Here is a 17,768-nt window from a genome sequence, read left to right as displayed (position 1 = left end):
TTCCTATCACGCCACCGCGGCCAGTTGCACGCGCATCGCAGCGCAGGTCGCCTCGACGCGGCGGACGATCTCGTCGGCCTCCGCTTCCGTCAGGATCAGCGGCGGCAGGATGCGCACGCAATTGTCGCCGCAGCCCGAGAGCAGGATGTGCTGTTCCCAGCCCTTCATCAGGAATTCGCGGTTGTTCGGCTTGAGCTTGAGGCCGACCAGCATCCCCTTGCCGCGCAGCTCGACGATCATGTCGGGATTGCGCTCGGCGACCGCCTGAAGACGGCTACGGAGATAGTCGGACACGGTGCGGGCGTTGGCCAGCGTCTCCTCGCTCGCGATCACGTCGAACGCGGCGATCGCCACCGCCATGCCGAGCGGATTGCCGCCGAAGGTCGAGCCGTGCGTGCCGACGACCATGCCCTTCGACGCTTCCTCGGTCGCGAGGCAGGCGCCGACCGGGAAGCCCGAGCCCAGCGCCTTGGCGATCGCCATGATGTCCGGCGCGGCGCCCTCGAACCACTGGTGCGCGAAGAGCTTGCCGGTGCGGCCCATGCCGCTCTGCACCTCGTCATGGATCAAGAGCACGCCATGCCGGGTGCAAAGCTGGCGCAGGCGCAGCAGATCCTCGCCCGAGAAGGCCCGCGCGCCACCTTCGCCCTGCACCGGCTCGACGATCACCGCCGCCATGCCCGGCCGCGCGACCGCCTCGGCGAAGGCTTCGTGATCGTCCATTGCGAGATGGAGGAAGCCTGGCAGCGGCGGGCCGAAGCCGTCGAGATAGGCCGGATTGCCAGACGCGTTGATCGCGCCATAGGTGCGGCCGTGGAAGGAGCCGGTGAAGCCGATCACCTCGAAGCGCTCGGGCTGGCCGTTGACCTTGTGATAGCGGCGCGCGGTCTTGATCGCGCACTCCACCGCCTCGGTGCCGGTGTTGGAGAAGAAGACGCGATCGGCGAAGCTGTGCGCGACCAGTCGCTCGGCCAGTTCGATCTGGCCCGGCACGCGGATCGCGTTGGAGGTGTGCCAGAGCTTGCCCGCCTGACGGGTCAGCGCCTCGACCAGCGCCGGGTGGCAATGTCCCAGCGCGTTGGTGGCGACGCCGCTGATGCAGTCGAGCCAGCGCGTGCCGTCGGCCTCCTCCAGCCACACGCCTTCGCCGCGCACCGGGGTGACGGGGGCGGGGTTGTAGACGGGCATGATCGGGCTGGTCATCGGCTCATTCCTTGTGCGCGGATCGCATGGCTATTGACCCGGCGCTGCCTACGCACAAACGTAAAAGCGTCATATCCTCATGAGGGAATGGAATGAGCGAGGAGGATCGCCGCACGCTGCCCCCGATGGCGATGCTGCACAGCTTCGCCGCGGCCGCGCGCCATGGCAGCTTCAGCCGCGCCGCCGCCGAGGTGGGGCTCACGCAAAGCGCGATCAGCCGCCAGATCGCCCATCTGGAGGAATGGCTCGGCGTCAGCCTGTTCGACCGGACCGGGCGGCGCGTGAGCCTCAACGAGGCGGGCCGTGCCTATGCCGAGGAGGTGGAGGCGGCGCTGGGCGCGATCCGACGGGCGACGGCGCGCGCGATGGCTCGGCCCAGCGAACGGGTGATCGAGCTGGCGACGCTGCCGAGCTTCGGGATGCGCTGGCTGGCGCCGCGCCTGCCGAGGCTCACCGAGCGGCACCCCGATCTGATCGTCAACTTCGCCGCCCGCGCGGACGAGTTCGACTTCGTGACCGAGCCTTTCGACGCGGCGATCCATTTCGGCCGCCCCGACTGGCCGGGCGCGGTCTGCGACCTGCTGTTTCGCGAGGCGGCGATCCCGGTGGTGTCGCCGTCGCTGGCCGAAGGGTTGCGCGAGCCGCGCGATCTCGCCCGGCTGCCGCTGCTCGTCCAGTCGAACCGGCGAGATGCCTGGGCGCGCTGGTTCGCGCTGGCGGGGGTGGATCATGTGCCGGAGGGGCCGCTGCCCGGCTTCTCGCATTTCCTGATGCTGGCGCAGGCGGCGGCGGCGGGAGCGGGGGCCGCGTTGGTGCCGAGCTTCCTGATCGAGCCGGAGCTGGCCTCCGGCGCGCTCGTCCGGCCTTTCGACCTGCCGTTGCCGAGCGAGCGCGCTTATTACCTCGCCTATCCGCCGGCGAGGATGGAGTCCTCCGCCTTCCGCCAGCTCCGCGACTGGATGCTGGCGGAGGCCCGCGTCACAGCTTCCATCCGACCTGCATGAACAGGCTCCGCTGCGGGAAGGGGTGGTAGAGGAAATATTTGTCGTTGTTCACATTATCGACGCCGAGCGCGAAGGTCATGTGGTCGCCGACGCGGATGTCCGCGCGGAGATCGACGACGAAATATTTGTAAAAGCCCTGATAGACGTTGCCGACCACGTCGCTGTTGTCGAGCGCGCCGAAGTTGCGGCTGGAATAGCGCGCGGCGGCGGTGAGCGAGACGCGGTCGACCGGGCGCCAGGTGCCCACTACGCTCGCCTTCCAGTGCGGCACCTGCGGCAGCAGCTTGCCCTCGGCGGCCGGGAACACCGTATCCTTGCGCGTGGTCGCATCGGCATAGGTGACGCTCCCTGAGAGATCGAAGCGGGGCAGCAGATCGGTGCGCTGGATGGCCAGCTCGATGCCCCGCGCGCGTGTCCGGTCGACATTCTGGACGAAGGTGCCGAACTGGGCGGTGTCGGGCAGCGGCCCGGTCTGCGAGATCAGCGCGTCCTTGATGGATTCGTTGAAGACGGACAGGCGGATCGAGCCATGGGCGTCATGATGCTCGATCGCCAGCTCCTCGGAGAGCGCGCGCTCGGGCTTCAGGTTCGGGTTGGGGACCGCCGGCACCGGCGTCGTCACGATCTGGTAGAGTTCGCCGACCGTCGGGAAGCGCCATGCCTCGCCGAAGTTGAGACGCAGCGTCCAGTGCGGCGCGGCGTCCCAGGCGAGCGAGGCTTTCGGCGAGAAGCGATGCGCGGACAGTTCCGGCTGATCGGCGGCGATGGCGGGCGTCAGCGAGACGTTGCGTCCGTCATAGGCCTTCCACCATTCGTAGCGCCCGCCCGCCGTCAGCGTGACGGCGGGAAGCAGCCTCCACGCATCCTGCGCCCAGAGCGCGAGCGTGCGGGTGCGGCCCCGCGACTGGAGGTTGAGCGTGCCGTCGGGGCCGTTCAGCCAGTCGGTCGTGCTGTATCGGTTGCTGTTGAGGCGGAACCAGTCGCCATGCGCGCCGAAGCTCAGCGTGTGCGTCGCCGCCGCGTCGGAACGCCATGCGCCTTTGGCGTCCAGCGTCTTCCAGCCGGTGCCGTCGAGCCGGGTGACGTTCCCCGCTCCCCCCGAAAGCGCGGCCGGGGCCGTGCCGGTCGGCGTGCGCTGCACGTCGTGCGCGAAGTCGTAGAGCGTGCCGATCACCTGCCAGTCGAAGCGGTCGCCCGAGCCCGCCGCGGTGACGCTGTGCGACCAGTGGCGCTCGTCGAAGCGATAGATGCCGCTGTCGAAGCCGCTGGTGTAGGCAGGCGCGCCGCCTGCGCCGCTCAGATAGGTTTCGGCGTGCGCGTCTGTGTCGTTGAGGAACAAGCCGCCGACATAGGTGAGGCGGATGTCCGGGGTGATGTCCAGCGCCGCCTTGAGCTTGATCTGGTCCTGCGACTGGCGCTCGAACCCGCTCGCGCCGAGCACCCGTGTGGGCACGCCGGTGCGCGTGCTGCTGTCGAAGCCGCCGGTGGTGCCCGCGGGCTGCGCGCCGGTCACATAGAGCAAGGGCTGGCCGTGGCTCGTCACATGATCGACGCTGGCGAACAGCGCGAGCGGGCCGAAACGATCGCCCAGCGTGCCGCCGATCTGATAGGTGGGCAGCGTGTCGGATGTGCCATACTGGTTGAAGCGCTGCACGCTGGTGCCGGCGCTCGCCGTCGCTTCGAGCGTATCGGGCAGCCGCGTGGTGATGTTGACCACCGCGCCGATCGAATTGCCCGGATAGGCGGCCGAGAAGGGGCCGTAGAGCACGTCGATGCGCTCGATCTCCTGCGGGCTGACGAGGCTCCAGCGGGGCGAGGCGGTCGTGTTGTTGTTGCCGATGAGGGACGAAAGCAGCGCTCCGTCAGCATAGACCAGGCTGCGTGCCGAGGAGCCGAGGCCCGAGGTGCGCGTGGCGAGCGGGGCCTGCGTGTCGCCGATGTGGCGTTTGCGCACGATCAGGCTCGGCAGATATTTGACCGTGTCCTCCACGTTCATCGCGTTGACGGTGCGGGCGATGGTGTCGGCGTCGATCGACGCGCGGGTGGAAGGCGTGTTCTCGATGCTCGCCTGCTGCTTGCCGGCGGTGACGAGGATGTCGCCCGGAGAGGGCGGCAGGTCGGCCGCGAAAGCGGGTGCCGCGGCGAGCGCCAACGGCATGACGGACGCGCGCCGCAGCGCGCGCGGGAAGAAGGACATGGGATTTCCGATCGGCTGAAAAGGGACGTCGGCCGCGCGCGGGAAGGCGCGCGGCGGGCGATCAGCCGAGGGCGGGTGGTCCTGTGGCGGGCGGCGGCGGAGCGGCGAGGCCGCGCCCGATCGCCACCGTCTCGCCCGCATGATCGACCCGGACGGCCGCGACGCGCGCCGGCAGCGCGAGCTGCGGCAGCAGGGGTTCCGCCAACGCCAGGCCGAGTCCGGCGAAGGCGCAGGGATGATCGGGCATCGACGGATCGTGATGGCCGTGATGATCCATGCCCTTCATGCCCGCCATGGCATGGGCGGACGGCATCTCCATCGGCCCGCTGCCCGAGCAGAGCACGAGATGGAGCCCCTGCGCGTCGGCGACGGGCATCCAGCCGGCGGGAATGAGGAGTCGCAACGCCAGCGCGCAGGCGAGCAGGGCCAGCGCGATCGTCCGGGGTCTTTGCAGCCGGGATCGGGACGCGTCGATCATCGCCGGGGCTGTGCCCCCGTATCGCGCCCGGCTCAAGAGGAAGTTCCGTCCCGGATGCAAAAAGGGCGGCCCCTTGGCAGGGCCGCCCCTTTCGTTTGTCACAACCGGTCCGGCGATCAGAAGTGGAACTTCGCCTCGACGCCGATGATGCGGGGATCGTTTATCATGCCCGTCAGGTTGTTGAAGTCGATCGCGCTGATCGCGCGGATCTGGTTGGTGATGTTGCGCGAGAACACCGCCAGCTCGAAGTGAGTCGGCGAGATGTAGCCGAGCTTCAGGCCGCCTTCCGTCAGCGAGCGGCCGCGGAATTCCTTGGCCGTGTAGAGGAAGTAGTTGATGCTGCTGCGATACGCCCAATCGGTGTAGACGAAGATCTCGCCACCATTCTTGAGCGGCACGCCGTAGCGCGCGGTGACGTTGGCGACATAGCGCGGCGCCTGCGGCAGGTCGTTGCCGTCGATGATCGCGCGGCCTTCCGCGTTGATCGGATCGGTGACGGTGCAGAGCGCGCCGCAGACGCCGATCGAGATGTTCTTGTCGCGGATCTCGGTGAAGTTCCAGCTTCCGCCGGCCGTCAGCACGAGGTGCGGGATCGGACGGGCGTCGAGCTGACCCTCGATGCCATACCCCACCGCATGATCGGCGTTGATGAGCGCCGCCGAGTTGCTCTGGCCGCCGACGGCGGTGAGCTGAAGGTTCTTGGTGCGCCACCAGTAACCGTCGAGGTCGATATGATATTTGCGATCGCGGCTTTCGAACTTGAAGCCGCCTTCGCCCGAGATGGTGGTCTGCTTCCTGGCGACGCTCTGCTGGCTGCCGAAGGTCACGCGATCCTGGATCGCCGGTCCGAGATAGCCGGTCGCGACGCGGGCATAGGCGTTCACCTGCGGGGTCAGCGCATAGGTGGCGCTGGCATCCCAGGTCACGTCGCTGCCCTTGGCGTGCGCGGTCGAGGGCGTGATGACGCCGCCCGGATTCGGCGAGGCGCCGAAGGCGAGATCATAGCCGTTGACGAAGTCGCGCTTGCTGTCGTGGCTGTAGCGGACGCCGGCGCGCAGCGTCAGCTTGTCGGTGGCCTTGTATTCGCCCGAGGCGAAGATGCCGTAATTCTCGTTCTTGTCGTTGTGGAAGACGTCGCCGTCCTGCGTGCCGGTCGTGTCGAAATCCAGCTCATGATACTTCAGGCGCTGGTGGAAGTAATAGGCGCCGCCCTGGAGGCGGAAGCCGTTGAACTCTTCCGACTGGAAGCGGACTTCCTGGCTGAACTCCTTGGGGCGCACGATGTCGCCGGTGTTGTCCGGGAAGAGGCCGACGTTGAGGCCCAGCGCCGGCGCGGTGTAGGTGTCGCCGCCGTCGATGTCGCCGATCGACTTGACGTGCGCTTCCTCATAGCCGGTGATCGAATAGAGCGTGCCGAGGCCCTCGAAATGATAGTCGAGGTGGAGGTTGGTCCCCCACTGCGTCATGTTCTGCTCGCTGATGCCGTCCTGCGAGACATGGCTCGGGTTGAAACCCGGCTGGAAGTGGTTGCTGCCCTGCACGAACAGGCCGGCGCGGAACAGGCGGGGCGAACCGTTGAGATCGCGGCCGTGGACGTTGACCAGCGCGTGGAAGTCGCCCGAGGTGTAGGCGAGCTGGAGGCGGCCGGCGCGGTCGGCATAGCCTTCCAGCTTGCGCGGGCCGTTGCCGGTGGTGTCGTCGTTGGTGACCCAGTTGTCGCGGCTCTGCACGATGCCCGACGCGCGGAAGCTCAGGCCCTCGGCGATCGGGCCGCCGACGGCGCCCTCGACATTCGCCGTGTTATAGGTGGCGAGCGAACCGGTGATGTATCCGTTCCAGGTGTCGCTCGGCTTGGCCGAGTCCAGCTTGATGACGCCGGCGGGCGTGTTGCGCCCGAACAGCGTGCCCTGCGGACCGCGCAGCACTTCGACGTTCTGAAGGTCGAACACGGGGAAGGACTTGAGGAAATTGCTCTCCAGCGCGACGTCGTCATAGACGATCGACACCGGCTGCGCGGCGTTCGGATCGAAATCCGTGTTGCCGAGGCCGCGGATGTAGAAGCGCGGGAAGGTGCGGCCGAACGAGCTTTCGATCTGAAGGCTCGGCGTGCGCGACGACAGGAAGCGGATGTCGAGGCCGCTCGAATTGAGCACCGCGAGCTTCTCGCCACCGATCGCGGTGACCGCGACGGGCACATTCTTGGCGGATTCCTCGCGGCGGGACGCGGTGACGAGGATTTCGCCATTCTGGGCAGCCGCGTCGGGCGCGTTGGCGGCGGCGGCGGTGTCGCTCGTCTGCGCCTGCGCGGAGGCGGCGGCAAGAGCGGCAATGGCGGACGCGCCGCAGAAGAGCGTGCGTCCGATGGGCGACCGGGCAGACTTCGAAATCATGCTTTCCCCTATGTGGCCCGGCATCCTCTGATGGGCCTTGCTCCCGTTCTCGGGGGAGTCGAAGCGGCCCGTAACAGTTGTGACATATTCGCTCAAGCGCGCCTTGGCCGAACCGAGAATCAAGACTCCAAGCGTTGCAGAATCGCCGCACGTTGTTCGTCCTTGGGGCGGCCGAACAGGCGGCAATGGACGAGTATTTCGTCCACCGAGGGAATGAATAGCGTCATGTTTCCAAGCTGTTTCGCCACGCGGCTGACGGGGCGGACGGATCGCCAGCCCCGCGGCGTGCGCACCTCGAAGCCGGCCATGATCTCGACCGGCACGGGCGGCGCTTCCCAGCGGGCGAAGACGTGCGAGCGGAACCGGTCGGAGCCGCCGTCCGGCGACGGGCGGAGTCGCAGCGTGGCGAGCAGGGTTTCGGCATCGCGTTCGCTGGTCAGAAGATCGACGTCGGCGACCTCGATCGGATGCGCGCCGTGGAGCGCCATGGCGGCGCTGGCGATGATCCACCAGGGGTCTTGCGCGCCCTCCATCGCGGCCGCCACCCGGCGCAGCGTCTCTGTGAGCGGAGGGGGAAGCGAACCGTCCACCGTCCTCCCATAGCAGGATGGGCGGTGGACGTCAGGGGGAAGCGATCAGGGATAGCGGACGGGCTTCGGGTCTTCGGGGAGCGGGATGAAGTCCGGTTCGCCGGGCACGGCGGCGAAGCGCTGTGCGCGCCAGTCCTCCTTGGCCTGCTCGATCCGGTCCGCATCGCTGGAGACGAAATTCCAGTAGATGTTGCGCTTCTCGGGGAAGGGTTCGCCGCCGACCAGCATCAGGCGCGCGGCTCCGTCATGGGCGCGCAGCACGATCTCCGCGCCGGGGCGGAAGACCACCAGCTCGCCGGTGGCGAAGCCGCCCGATTGTCCCTCGACCGAGATGGCGCCCTCGACCACATAGATGGCGCGTTCGACATGCTCGGCCTTGAGCTGATAGCGGGCGCCGGCCTCCAGAAGGATGTCGGCATAGACCATGTCGGAGAAGGTCTTCACCGGCGAGGCCAGCCCGTCCGATCGGCCGGCGATCAGGGTGAGCGTCACGCCGTTCGCCTCGGTGGCGGGGATCTCGTCCGCCTTGTAATGGGCGAAGCTCGGCGCGGTTTCCTCATGCGCCCTGGGCAGCGCCACCCATGTCTGGAGGCCGAACAGGCTGGAGCCCTTCGCGCGCAGTTCCGGGCGGGTGCGCTCGGAATGGACGATGCCCGAGCCCGCCGTCATCCAGTTCACCTCGCCGGGGCGGATCGCCTGCACCGAGCCGACGGAGTCGCGGTGCATGATCTCGCCGTCGAGCAGATAGGTGACGGTGGCGAGGCCGATATGGGGATGGGGGCGGACATCGAGCCCCTCGCCGCCGGTGAAGGCGGCCGGACCCATCTGGTCGAGGAAGATGAAGGGGCCGACCATCCGGCGATGCGCCGAGGGCAACGCGCGCCGCACGGTGAAGCCGTCGCCGAGATCGCGGACCGGCGGCAGGATCACCATGTCGACGCCGTCCACATCGCTCGAACGCAGGGTCATGATCGGGCTCCTCAAGAAATCTGTGGCCGCCGGGGCCGGGGAGGGGGGCAGGGAGCCCCGGCGGCCTGACGGGGCGGCGGACAGGTATCGCCGCCCCGAACGCAATGTGTCACGCGGCGTCGACGAACACCACCTCGCTATCCTCGATCGCGATGACCTTGAGGGTCTCGACGTCCTGGATGGCGGCGCCGTCGCGGGCGTTGACGCGCACGCCCTCGATCTCGACCGCGCCGGTGGCGGGCACCAGATAGGCGCGGCGATCGGCGCCGAGCGCATACTCGGCCGTCTCGCCGGCCTTCAGCGTCGCGCCGACCACCCGCGCATCGGTGCGGATCGGCAGCGCATCGCCGTCATTGGCGAAGCCGGAGGCCAGCGTGACGAACCTGCCGGACCGCTCGCCCTTGGGGAAGGGACGGGCGCCCCAGCTCGGCTTGTCGCCGGTGCGGGTCGGCAGGATCCAGATCTGGAAGAGGGTGGTGGCCTCCTCCTCCAGATTATATTCCGAATGCGTGATGCCCGTGCCCGCCGACATCACCTGAACGTCGCCGGCGCCGGTGCGGCCCTTGTTGCCCAGGCTGTCCTGGTGGGTGATCGCGCCGGTGCGGACATAGGTGATGATCTCCATGTCGCGGTGCGGATGCGGCGGGAAACCAGAACGCGCCTCGATGACGTCGTCGTTCCAGACGCGCAGATTGCCCCAGTTCATCCGCTTGGGGTCATAATAGTTGGCGAAGGAGAAATGGTGCTTGGCATCCAGCCAGCCATGGTTCTCGCCGCCGAGCGTGGCGAAGGGGCGCAGTTCGATCATCGCGGTTCTCCCGATCCACGTTAAAGGATGATGGCCGAGGGGTTTTCCGAAGAGGCCCCCTGCCTGTCCGAGGGCCAATATAGGGGGCGGATTCATCCAGAATACTCGGATAAATCCATTTCCATCGTTCCAAAAAATGGAATGGTTGGTGTCGCCGCCGCCGGCGTGCGAAGAGCCGGAGCGGGAGTAGGCTTTTGCGACAAGAGGATGCCGCATGTTGAAATGCGCGGGCGGTACGAGTGATGGGGAGGATCTGGCCGGCGCTTGCTGGGTCGATCTGTGCAGCCCCACCGATGAGGAGATCATGCGCGTCGAGCGGGCGTTCGATATCGCGCTGCCCAACCGCGAGAGCCTGTCCGAGATCGAGGCCTCCAGCCGGCTGCGCGTGCATCAGGGCCAGCTCACGATGAGCGCGCCGCTGGTCGCGCGGCAGGGCGAGGCGGCGATCCTCGCGCCGACCGGCTTCATCCTCCGCTCCGGCCGGCTCATCACCATCCGCTTCGCCGAGATGACCGCCTTTGACACGACCCACGAGGCGATCGCCAAGGCGGACCATGAGGTCGGCGGACAGGAGGCGCTGGTGCGGCTGCTGGAGGAGCTGGTCGACCGCTCGGCGGACCGGCTGGAGCGCGTGGCGGAGGATCTGACCTCGGCCTCGCACGCGATCTTCCGCGATCCGCGCCCCGGCCAGAAACGCCGTCTCGGCCGCGAGACGCGCCGGCTGCGCGGGCTGATGGTCAGGATCGGCCGCTCCAGCGAGCAGATGGTGAAGGTGCGCCACGCCTTCCTCGCCATCGGCCGCATCGCCGCCTTCGTCGCCGATCGCTGCGAGCCCGCGATCGAGAACGGGCTGCGCGACCGGCTCGCCTCGGTGCGCCACGACATCGAGTCGCTGGACGAGTTCGAAACCTCGCTGACCGGCCGGGTGCAGTTGCTGCTCGACGCCGCCACCGGCTTCATCAGCATCGAGCAGAACGACGTGGTGAAGGTGCTCACCGTCGTGTCGGTCGCCGGCGTGCCGCCGGTGCTGGTGGCGGGCGTCTACGGCATGAATTTCCACATCATGCCGGAGCTGGGCTGGACGTGGGGCTATCCCTTCGCGCTGGTGCTGATGGTCGCCTCCACGATCCTGCCGGTGCTGTGGTTCAAGTGGCGGGACTGGCTGTGAAGCGCCTGAGGATCGCGTCGAGCTTCCGGGCCATCGCGCCGTCGCGCGCGGCAGGCGCCGTCAGGATCGCGTGATCGAGCGTCGTGTCGATGGGCGACGGGGTGCGCTCGGCCGGGAGTGCCTTCGCGAAAGCCGAGACGAGGCGGCGGGCGGTGACGGCGTTGCTGTGCATCTGCGCGACCACGTCGGTGGCGACGACGCCGGCCTCCTCCTCGCGCCAGCAGTCATAGTCGGTGACCATGCCGACCAGCGCATAGGGCAGCTCCGCCTCGCGGGCGAGACGCGCCTCGGGCATGGCGGTCATGCCGATCACGTCGGCGCCCCACTGGCGATAGGCGACGCTCTCGGCGCGGGTGGAGAATTGCGGGCCTTCCATCGCGAGATAGGTGGCGCCGGTGGAAACCTCGCCGCCCGCCGCCTCGATCGCCGCCGCGGCGAAGGCCGAGAGGCGCGGGCAGACCGGGTCCGCCAGCGACACATGGGCGACGAGGCCGGTGCCGAAGAAGGTCGCCGGGCGATGCATGGTGCGGTCGATGAACTGGTCCACCACGGTGAAGCGCCCCGGCGGCAGCTCCTCGCGCAGCGAGCCGACCGAGGAGATGGCGAGGATGTCGGTCGCGCCGAGGCGCTTCAGCGCATCGATGTTGGCGCGCGCGTTGATCTCGGTCGGCGGGATGGCGTGGCCCTTGCCGTGGCGGGGGAGGAACAGCAGCCGTGTCGCGCCGATGCGCCCTTCGAGGATGCGGTCCGACGGCCGCCCCCACGGCGTCTCGACATCATGCCATATCGCATCCTCGATCTCGTCGAGCGCATAGAGCCCCGAGCCGCCGATGATCCCGATCGTCCAGCCGTCGATGGCCATGCCGTACCTTTCCTGTTGCGCCCCAGCCGCCCGCTCGACGACCGGAGCGCCGCTGTCAACAGACAGCCGTTGACGGAGCGCCCCGCTGCCCCCAAGGCACGGCCATGCGCTTCTTCTCGGACAACGCCGCCACCGTCGCTCCCGCCGTGCTGGAGGCGATCACCGCCGCCAACCGTGTCGACACCGCTTATGACGGCGACTGGCTGAGCCAGCGGCTCGACGGCGCCTTCTCCGATCTGTTCGGCACCGAGGTCGCGGCGCTCTGGGTGACCACGGGCACGGCGGCGAACTGCCTCGCGCTCGCCGCGATGGTGCCGCCCCATGGCGGCGTGTTCTGCCACCGCGAGGCGCATATCAACACCGACGAAGCCGGCGCGCCGGAGTTCTTCACCCATGGCGCCAAGCTGATCCCGCTCGACGGCGAAGGCGCGAAGCTCACGCCCGAGACCGTCCGCGCCGCGCGCCGGGCGATCCGGCCCGACGTGCATCAGGTGCAGCCGCGCGCGCTCTCGATCACCAACGCGACCGAATATGGCCTCGTCTACGCTCCCGACGAGGTGGCGGCGCTGAGCGAGGTGGCGAAGGAACTCGGCCTCGGCGTCCATATGGACGGCGCGCGCTTCGCCAATGCGGTGGCGCGGCTCGGCTGCCACCCCGGCGACGTGACGTGGCGGGCGGGCGTCGATGCGCTGAGCTTCGGCTTCGTCAAGAATGGCGGGCTCTCGGCCGAGGCGCTGATCTTCTTCCGCAAGGATCTGGCCGACGTCGCGAAGATGCGCCGCAAGCGCGCGGGCCAGCTTCTTTCCAAGGGGCGCTATCAGGCGGCGCAGCTCCTCGCGCTGATCGAGGGGGATCGCTGGATCGCCAACGGCCGCGCCTCCAACGCAGGCGCGGCGGCGATCGCCGAGGCGGCCGGCAGCCGCCTGATGCTGCCGGTCGAGGCCAACGAGATTTTCCTGCGCCTCACCGCCGGGGAGGCCGCGTCGCTCCGTGCGCAGGGCTTCGACTTCTATGATTGGGGCGAGGGGCAGGCGCGCCTCGTCACCTCGTGGGATCAGCCGAGCCACGAGATCGACGCGCTCGCCGCCGCCATCCGCGCGCTGGGCACATGACCGAGCATCTGACCGGCACCCGCCCGCTGGGCGTCTCCGCCCGCGCGAAGGTGGTGATCCCGTTCATGGTCTGCACGCTGGTCTGGTCGTCGACCTGGCTGGTGATCCGCAGCCAGCTCGGCATCGTGCCGCCATCCTGGTCGGTGGCCTATCGCTTCCTGATCGCGATGGTGGCGATGGCGGCTTATGCCCGCTTCACCGGTGCCCGGCTGAAGCTCACGGCGCGCGAGCATGGCCTCGCGATGATCTACGGCGTCGCCCAATATGCGCTCAATTATTACTGCGTCTATCTGGGCGAGCGGGTCATCACCTCGGGGCTGGTGGCCGTCGTGTTCGCGCTGCTGGTGGTGCCCAATGCGCTGTTCGCGTGGGTGTTCCTGAAGCAGGGCGTGTCCAGGGCCTTCCTGCTCGGATCGGCGGTGGCGATGGTCGGCCTCGTGCTGCTCTTCTCGCACGAGCTTTCCGCTGCACCGGCCGCCAAGGTGGCGATCTGGACGGGGATCGGCTGGTCGCTCCTGGGCGTGTTGTTCTCGTCGATCGCCAACGTCATGCAGGCCGCCAGGACCGCCAAGGCGATCCCCGTCGCCAGCCTGATCGTGTGGGGCATGGCGTGGGGCACGCTGTTCGACTGCGTGGCGGCGTGGGCGATCGACGGGCCGCCGGTGCTCGATCCCCATGCGAGCTACTGGCTCGGCACGCTCTATCTCGGGCTGATCGGATCGGCGCTGGCCTTCACCTGCTATTTCGTCGTGATCCGCGCGATCGGGCCGGGGCGGGCGGCCTATACCAGCGTGCTGAGCCCGGTGCTGGCGATGCTGCTTTCGACGGTGTTCGAGAATTATCGCTGGTCGGCGGAGGCGGCGGTCGGCGGCGGGCTGTCGCTGTGCGGGCTGTTCGTGGCGCTTCAGGCGCGGCAGGCGGCGAGCCCCAGGCGATAATCCGGGTAGAGCGGCCGCCAGCCGAGCAGCCGCTTCGCCTTGCCATTCGCGACGCGCCGGTTCTCGGCATAGAAGCCCCGCGCGGCGGGCGAGAGGCCGGCCTCGTCGAGCGTCATCAGCGGCGGGGCTGAGAGGCCGAGCATTCGGCACGCTTCCTCGATCACGGCGTTCTGGCTGGCGGGATGATCGTCGGCGACGTTGTAGACGCCCGCCGGCCCCGCCTCGAACGACACCATCACCGCACGCACGATGTCGTCGACATGGATGCGGCTGAACACCTGCTCCGGGAGCGCGATCCGGTGGGCCTTGCCGCTCGCCACCCGCTCCAGCGCCGAGCGGCCGGGGCCGTAGATGCCGGGGAGGCGGAAGACGCGCACGTCGGGGCGGAGCGCTCCCCACGCCGCGTCGGCCTCGGCGCGGGCGGAGCGGCGGCCGGCGCCGATCGCGGCGGTCTCGTCCACCCACGCGCCGCCCGTGTCGCCATAGACGCCGGTCGAGGAGAGATAGCCGATCCAGCGTGCCGGCGATCGGGCAAGGTCCGCCCCGTAGCGCGCCAGCACCGGATCGGCGCCCCCTGCATCGGGCGGCACCGAGGAGAGGATGTGCGTGGAGGACGCGATCGCCAGCCGCACCGCCTCCCCGTCGTCGAAGCGTATCGCCCCGCCGCGCCCGTCGCGGTTCGTCGCGCGCAGCTCCCAGCCCCGCGCGTCGAGGCGTGCGGCCAGACGGGAAGCGGTGTACCCAAGCCCGAGGATCAGCATCGCCGTCATGCTTCGGGCCTGTGTCCGTTGTCACCGCATCTGTCCATGCCTAGAGGTTGGCACATGGATCAGCATTCCGCCATCGCAACGCCGCCCGCGCCCATCCTCCGGCAGGATTATCGCCCGCCGGCCTGGCTGGTGCCGACCATCCGCCTCGATTGCGATCTCGACGCCGCCGAGACGATCGTCCGCGCCCGCCTGGAGGTCGTCCGTAACGGCGACGGCCCGCTCGCGCTGGATGGCGATCCGGGGATGCGCCCCCGCGCCGTGTCGGTCGACGGCCGCGCGCTCGGCGAGGGCGAATGGCGGATCGAGGGTGACCAGCTCGTCATCGACCTTCCCGGCGATGCCCATGTCGTCGAGACCGAGGTGGCGATCAGCCCCGAGACCAACACCCAGCTCATGGGGCTCTATGCGTCCGGCGGCCTGCTCTGCACCCAGTGCGAGGCGGAGGGTTTCCGCCGCATCACCTTCTTCCCCGACCGGCCCGACGTCCTCACCCGCTACACCGTGAAGATGACCGCCGACCGCGCGACCTATCCGGTGCTGCTCGCGAACGGCGATCTGGTGGGCGAGGGCGATGCCGGCGGCGGGCGCCACTGGGCGGAGTGGAACGATCCCTTCCCCAAGCCCTGCTATCTCTTCGCGATGGTGGCGGGCGATCTTCAGGCCAACCGCGATCGCTTCACCACCATGTCGGGCCGCGAGGTACAGCTCGGCATCTGGGTGCGCGAGGCCGACCTGCCGCGCACCGATCATGCGATGGCGGCGCTCAAGGCCGCGATGGCGTGGGACGAGAAGGTCTATGGCCGGGAATATGATCTCGGCATCTTCAACATCGTCGCCGTCTCCGACTTCAACTTCGGCGCGATGGAGAACAAGGGCCTCAACATCTTCAACTCGCGCTACATCCTGGCGGACCCGGAAACCGCCACGGATGCCGATTACGACGCCATCGCCGGCGTCGTCGCGCATGAATATTTCCACAACTGGTCGGGCAATCGCGTCACCTGCCGGGACTGGTTCCAGCTCAGCCTCAAGGAAGGCTTCACCGTCTTCCGCGATCAGGAATTCTCGGCCGATCAGGGCAGCCGCGCGGTCAAGCGGATCGAGGATGTCCGCGTGCTGCGCGCGGCGCAATTCCCCGAGGATGGCGGCCCGCTCGCGCACCCGATCCGGCCGGACTCCTATCTGGAGATCAGCAACTTCTACACGGCGACCATCTACAACAAGGGCGCCGAGGTGATCCGTATGCTGCACACCATGCTGGGGGCGGAAGGCTTCCGGCGCGGCACCGATCTCTATTTCGAGCGCCACGACGGCGAGGCCGCGACCTGCGAGGATTTCGTGAAGGCGATGGAGGATGCCAACGGCGCCGACCTTGCAGACTTCCGCCGCTGGTACAGCCAGGCCGGCACGCCTCGCCTCCGCGCCGCGCTGAGCCACGAGCCCGGCACCGCCCGCGCGCGGCTGACGCTGGAGCAGACCGTGCCGCCGACGCCCGGCCAGCCCGACAAGCAGCCGATGCCGCTGCCGCTGCGCATCGCGCTGTTCGGCGCGAAGAGCGGCCGGCCGATCGTCGACGAGCAGGTCCATATTCTGGGCGGCGAGACGGGCGAGATCGTCTTCGAGGGCATCGACGAACAGCCCGTCCTCTCGATCAACCGGGGCTTCTCGGCGCCCGTCGTGGTGGAGACGAACCGCACGGCGGCCGATCTCGCCTTCCTCTCGGCGCACGACAATGATCCCTTCGCCCGCTTCGAGGCGATGCAGCAGCTCATGGTCGACACGCTGGTCGCCGCGATCGAAGGGGCGCATGTCGACACCCGGCCGGTGATCGAGGCGGTCCGCAACACGCTCACCGATCCGGCGCTCGACGCGGCGTTCATCGGCGAGGCGGTGATGCTGCCGACCGAGGCCTTCCTCGGCGACCAGTTGGCCGAGGTCGATCCCGCCGCGATCCGCGCCGCGCGCGAGGCGCTGCGTGTCCGCCTCGGCCGCGAGCTGGAGGGCGAATGGCGCGCGGCCTATGCCGCCACCGCCGCCAACCGCTTCGAATATACGCCGTCGGCCAAGGGCCTGCGCCGCCTGCGCACGGTCGCGCTCGGCTATCTCGCGGCGGCGGGGGCCGAGGGTTCGGCCGCGCTGGCGCTCGCCCAGTTCGAGGGCGCGGACAACATGACCGACCGCAACGGCGCGCTCGGCGTGCTCGCCAACAGCACCGCGCCCGAGCGCGAGACGGCGCTCGCCGCCTTCTATGCGCGCTACAGGGACGATGCGCTGGTGCTCGACAAATGGTTCACCACGCAGGCGCTGTCGACGCGCGAGGATACGCCGGAGGCGGTCGAGCGGCTGGCCGGGCATCCCGACTTCACGCTCGCCAACCCGAACCGGATGCGCGCGCTGGTCAGCGCCTTCGCGGCCAACCAGTACGCCTTCCACGCGGCCGACGGGCGCGGCTATCGCTTCGTGGCGGACATGATCCTCGCGGCGGACAAGCTCAATCCGCAGTCGGCGGCGCGGCTGGTGCCGCCGCTCGGCCGCTGGCGGCGCTTCGAGCCCCGGCGCTCGGCGCTGATGAAGGCCGAGCTGGAGCGCATCGTCGCGACGCCGGGCCTCAGCAAGGATGTGTTCGAGCAGGCTTCCAAGAGCCTCGCCTGAGGCAAGCCGGGGGCGGCCGCGCGCCGCCCCTGGTGCTTATTTCCCGATCCAGTCGGCGACCTGCGCGGCCACGTCGTTGGCGGCGACATTCAGCGCCTGCGCGACCGGCACCTCCGCGATCGACGCGGCCGGGGCATGGGCCTCGAAGCGGCGCGTCTCGAGGTGGCCGTCCTCGCGCTGGATGGTGGCGTCGTAGACGACCTCGACCTGCTTCGAGCCCGCATCCACCCCGAAGGCATGGAGACGGCCGGACAGCCGCATCCCCGGCGCCAGATGATAATCCCGCACGTCGAGCGCCGGGCGGCCGGTGCGCGTGCGGATCGTCTCGGCGAGCAGATCGCGGAACAGGCGCGCCGGCACGTCGGCCCATTGCGCGCCCTTCAGATAGGCAAGCTGGCTGGTGCCGCTGCGCACCGGAATGCGATTGTTGGCAAGCTCGGCCGGTGCGGTCGGCACCAGCACCGTCACCGACCGGCCGGCGGTGAGCGGCATCTGCTGCCCGGCGGGCATGGTCTGCACGGGCGCGAGGCGGAGCAGCTCGGGCGGCGGCTTGGGGCCGAAGCTCACGCAGCCGGCGAGCGCCAGCGCGGGCAGCAGCGCGGCGAGAGACAGGGTGCGGACGTTCAT

The 17,768-nt window shown here is 69.0% G+C and carries 15 protein-coding genes; 5 read left to right on the top strand and 10 right to left on the bottom strand.

Annotated features, from left to right (window positions below):
• Nucleotides 1-6: 6 nt before the first annotated feature.
• Nucleotides 7-1,203: an aspartate aminotransferase family protein gene (locus FHS98_RS15135; protein ID WP_167106934.1), complete on the bottom strand. Its 1,197-nt coding sequence runs from the start codon at nucleotides 1,201-1,203 to the stop codon at nucleotides 7-9.
• A gap of 92 nt (nucleotides 1,204-1,295) precedes the next feature.
• Here FHS98_RS15135 and gcvA point away from each other — a divergent pair, with 92 nt between their 5' ends.
• Complete coding sequence (gene gcvA, locus FHS98_RS15130) at nucleotides 1,296-2,207, top strand: transcriptional regulator GcvA (RefSeq protein ID WP_167106931.1); 912 nt, start codon at nucleotides 1,296-1,298, stop codon at nucleotides 2,205-2,207.
• Here gcvA and FHS98_RS15125 read toward each other — a convergent pair.
• The 6 genes from FHS98_RS15125 to FHS98_RS15100 form a co-directional block, all read right to left on the bottom strand.
• The gene (locus FHS98_RS15125; protein ID WP_167106928.1) at nucleotides 2,182-4,404 is read right to left on the bottom strand and encodes a TonB-dependent receptor; all 2,223 of its coding nucleotides are present in this window, start codon (nucleotides 4,402-4,404) and stop codon (nucleotides 2,182-2,184) included. The genes gcvA and FHS98_RS15125 overlap by 26 nt on opposite strands.
• A 61-nt stretch (nucleotides 4,405-4,465) precedes the next feature.
• Nucleotides 4,466-4,882, bottom strand: a complete 417-nt coding sequence (locus FHS98_RS15120; protein ID WP_167106925.1) for a hypothetical protein — start codon at nucleotides 4,880-4,882, stop codon at nucleotides 4,466-4,468.
• Between the two features lie 116 nt (nucleotides 4,883-4,998).
• Nucleotides 4,999-7,272 carry a TonB-dependent receptor gene (locus FHS98_RS15115; RefSeq protein ID WP_167106922.1) on the bottom strand — a complete coding sequence of 758 codons (2,274 nt, stop codon included), beginning with the start codon at nucleotides 7,270-7,272 and terminating at the stop codon, nucleotides 4,999-5,001.
• A gap of 119 nt (nucleotides 7,273-7,391) precedes the next feature.
• Nucleotides 7,392-7,817: a nucleotidyltransferase family protein gene (locus FHS98_RS15110; RefSeq protein ID WP_167106919.1), complete on the bottom strand. Its 426-nt coding sequence runs from the start codon at nucleotides 7,815-7,817 to the stop codon at nucleotides 7,392-7,394.
• Between the two features lie 90 nt (nucleotides 7,818-7,907).
• Nucleotides 7,908-8,831, bottom strand: a complete 924-nt coding sequence (locus tag FHS98_RS15105) for a pirin family protein (RefSeq protein WP_167106916.1) — start codon at nucleotides 8,829-8,831, stop codon at nucleotides 7,908-7,910.
• A 109-nt stretch (nucleotides 8,832-8,940) separates the two neighbouring features.
• Entirely contained in the window at nucleotides 8,941-9,639 is a 699-nt protein-coding gene (locus tag FHS98_RS15100) for a pirin family protein (protein WP_167106913.1), read from the bottom strand.
• Between the two features lie 214 nt (nucleotides 9,640-9,853).
• Between FHS98_RS15100 and FHS98_RS15095 the strand changes: the two genes are divergently transcribed.
• Entirely contained in the window at nucleotides 9,854-10,807 is a 954-nt protein-coding gene (locus tag FHS98_RS15095; RefSeq protein ID WP_167106910.1) for a CorA family divalent cation transporter, read from the top strand.
• Here the strand turns inward: FHS98_RS15095 and mtnP are convergent.
• Nucleotides 10,785-11,669 (bottom strand): S-methyl-5'-thioadenosine phosphorylase, encoded by an 885-nt coding sequence (gene mtnP, locus FHS98_RS15090; protein ID WP_208402300.1) that lies wholly within the window; start codon nucleotides 11,667-11,669, stop codon nucleotides 10,785-10,787. The genes FHS98_RS15095 and mtnP overlap by 23 nt on opposite strands.
• 104 nt (nucleotides 11,670-11,773) lie before the next feature.
• Between mtnP and FHS98_RS15085 the strand changes: the two genes are divergently transcribed.
• Nucleotides 11,774-12,781, top strand: a complete 1,008-nt coding sequence (locus FHS98_RS15085) for a threonine aldolase family protein (RefSeq protein ID WP_167106907.1) — start codon at nucleotides 11,774-11,776, stop codon at nucleotides 12,779-12,781.
• Entirely contained in the window at nucleotides 12,778-13,719 is a 942-nt protein-coding gene (locus FHS98_RS15080; protein WP_167106903.1) for a DMT family transporter, read from the top strand. The genes FHS98_RS15085 and FHS98_RS15080 overlap by 4 nt, the downstream gene beginning before the upstream one ends.
• On the opposite strand, the gene FHS98_RS15075 is transcribed toward FHS98_RS15080, so the two are convergent.
• Complete coding sequence (locus FHS98_RS15075; protein ID WP_167106900.1) at nucleotides 13,686-14,489, bottom strand: Rossmann-fold NAD(P)-binding domain-containing protein; 804 nt, start codon at nucleotides 14,487-14,489, stop codon at nucleotides 13,686-13,688. The two genes, FHS98_RS15080 and FHS98_RS15075, sit on opposite strands and share 34 nt — an antisense overlap.
• 54 nt (nucleotides 14,490-14,543) lie before the next feature.
• Here FHS98_RS15075 and pepN point away from each other — a divergent pair, with 54 nt between their 5' ends.
• On the top strand, nucleotides 14,544-17,141 hold the full coding sequence (gene pepN, locus FHS98_RS15070; protein ID WP_167106897.1) for an aminopeptidase N: 2,598 nt from the start codon (nucleotides 14,544-14,546) through the stop codon (nucleotides 17,139-17,141).
• Nucleotides 17,142-17,177: 36 nt separating this feature from the next.
• On the opposite strand, the gene FHS98_RS15065 is transcribed toward pepN, so the two are convergent.
• Nucleotides 17,178-17,768, bottom strand: a complete 591-nt coding sequence (locus tag FHS98_RS15065; RefSeq protein WP_167106894.1) for an ABC-type transport auxiliary lipoprotein family protein — start codon at nucleotides 17,766-17,768, stop codon at nucleotides 17,178-17,180.

Source organism: Sphingomonas oligoaromativorans (assembly GCF_011762195.1).
Taxonomy (GTDB): Bacteria; Pseudomonadota; Alphaproteobacteria; order Sphingomonadales; family Sphingomonadaceae; genus Solisphingomonas; species Solisphingomonas oligoaromativorans.
Note: the sequence above shows the minus strand (reverse complement) of the source record. Positions and strands in the feature narration are given on the sequence as shown.

What these genes read in the sequence shown, in the direction of transcription:
- FHS98_RS15135 (WP_167106934.1), bottom strand. Translation starts at nt 1,203, where the DNA reads ATGACCAGCCCGATCATGCCCGTCTACAACCCCGCCCCCGTCACCCCG.
- gcvA (WP_167106931.1), top strand. Translation starts at nt 1,296, where the DNA reads ATGAGCGAGGAGGATCGCCGCACGCTGCCCCCGATGGCGATGCTGCAC.
- FHS98_RS15125 (WP_167106928.1), bottom strand. Translation starts at nt 4,404, where the DNA reads ATGTCCTTCTTCCCGCGCGCGCTGCGGCGCGCGTCCGTCATGCCGTTG.
- FHS98_RS15120 (WP_167106925.1), bottom strand. Translation starts at nt 4,882, where the DNA reads ATGATCGACGCGTCCCGATCCCGGCTGCAAAGACCCCGGACGATCGCG.
- FHS98_RS15115 (WP_167106922.1), bottom strand. Translation starts at nt 7,272, where the DNA reads ATGATTTCGAAGTCTGCCCGGTCGCCCATCGGACGCACGCTCTTCTGC.
- FHS98_RS15105 (WP_167106916.1), bottom strand. Translation starts at nt 8,831, where the DNA reads ATGACCCTGCGTTCGAGCGATGTGGACGGCGTCGACATGGTGATCCTG.
- FHS98_RS15100 (WP_167106913.1), bottom strand. Translation starts at nt 9,639, where the DNA reads ATGATCGAACTGCGCCCCTTCGCCACGCTCGGCGGCGAGAACCATGGC.
- FHS98_RS15095 (WP_167106910.1), top strand. Translation starts at nt 9,854, where the DNA reads ATGTTGAAATGCGCGGGCGGTACGAGTGATGGGGAGGATCTGGCCGGC.
- mtnP (WP_208402300.1), bottom strand. Translation starts at nt 11,669, where the DNA reads ATGGCCATCGACGGCTGGACGATCGGGATCATCGGCGGCTCGGGGCTC.
- FHS98_RS15085 (WP_167106907.1), top strand. Translation starts at nt 11,774, where the DNA reads ATGCGCTTCTTCTCGGACAACGCCGCCACCGTCGCTCCCGCCGTGCTG.
- FHS98_RS15080 (WP_167106903.1), top strand. Translation starts at nt 12,778, where the DNA reads ATGACCGAGCATCTGACCGGCACCCGCCCGCTGGGCGTCTCCGCCCGC.
- FHS98_RS15075 (WP_167106900.1), bottom strand. Translation starts at nt 14,489, where the DNA reads ATGACGGCGATGCTGATCCTCGGGCTTGGGTACACCGCTTCCCGTCTG.
- pepN (WP_167106897.1), top strand. Translation starts at nt 14,544, where the DNA reads ATGGATCAGCATTCCGCCATCGCAACGCCGCCCGCGCCCATCCTCCGG.
- FHS98_RS15065 (WP_167106894.1), bottom strand. Translation starts at nt 17,768, where the DNA reads ATGAACGTCCGCACCCTGTCTCTCGCCGCGCTGCTGCCCGCGCTGGCG.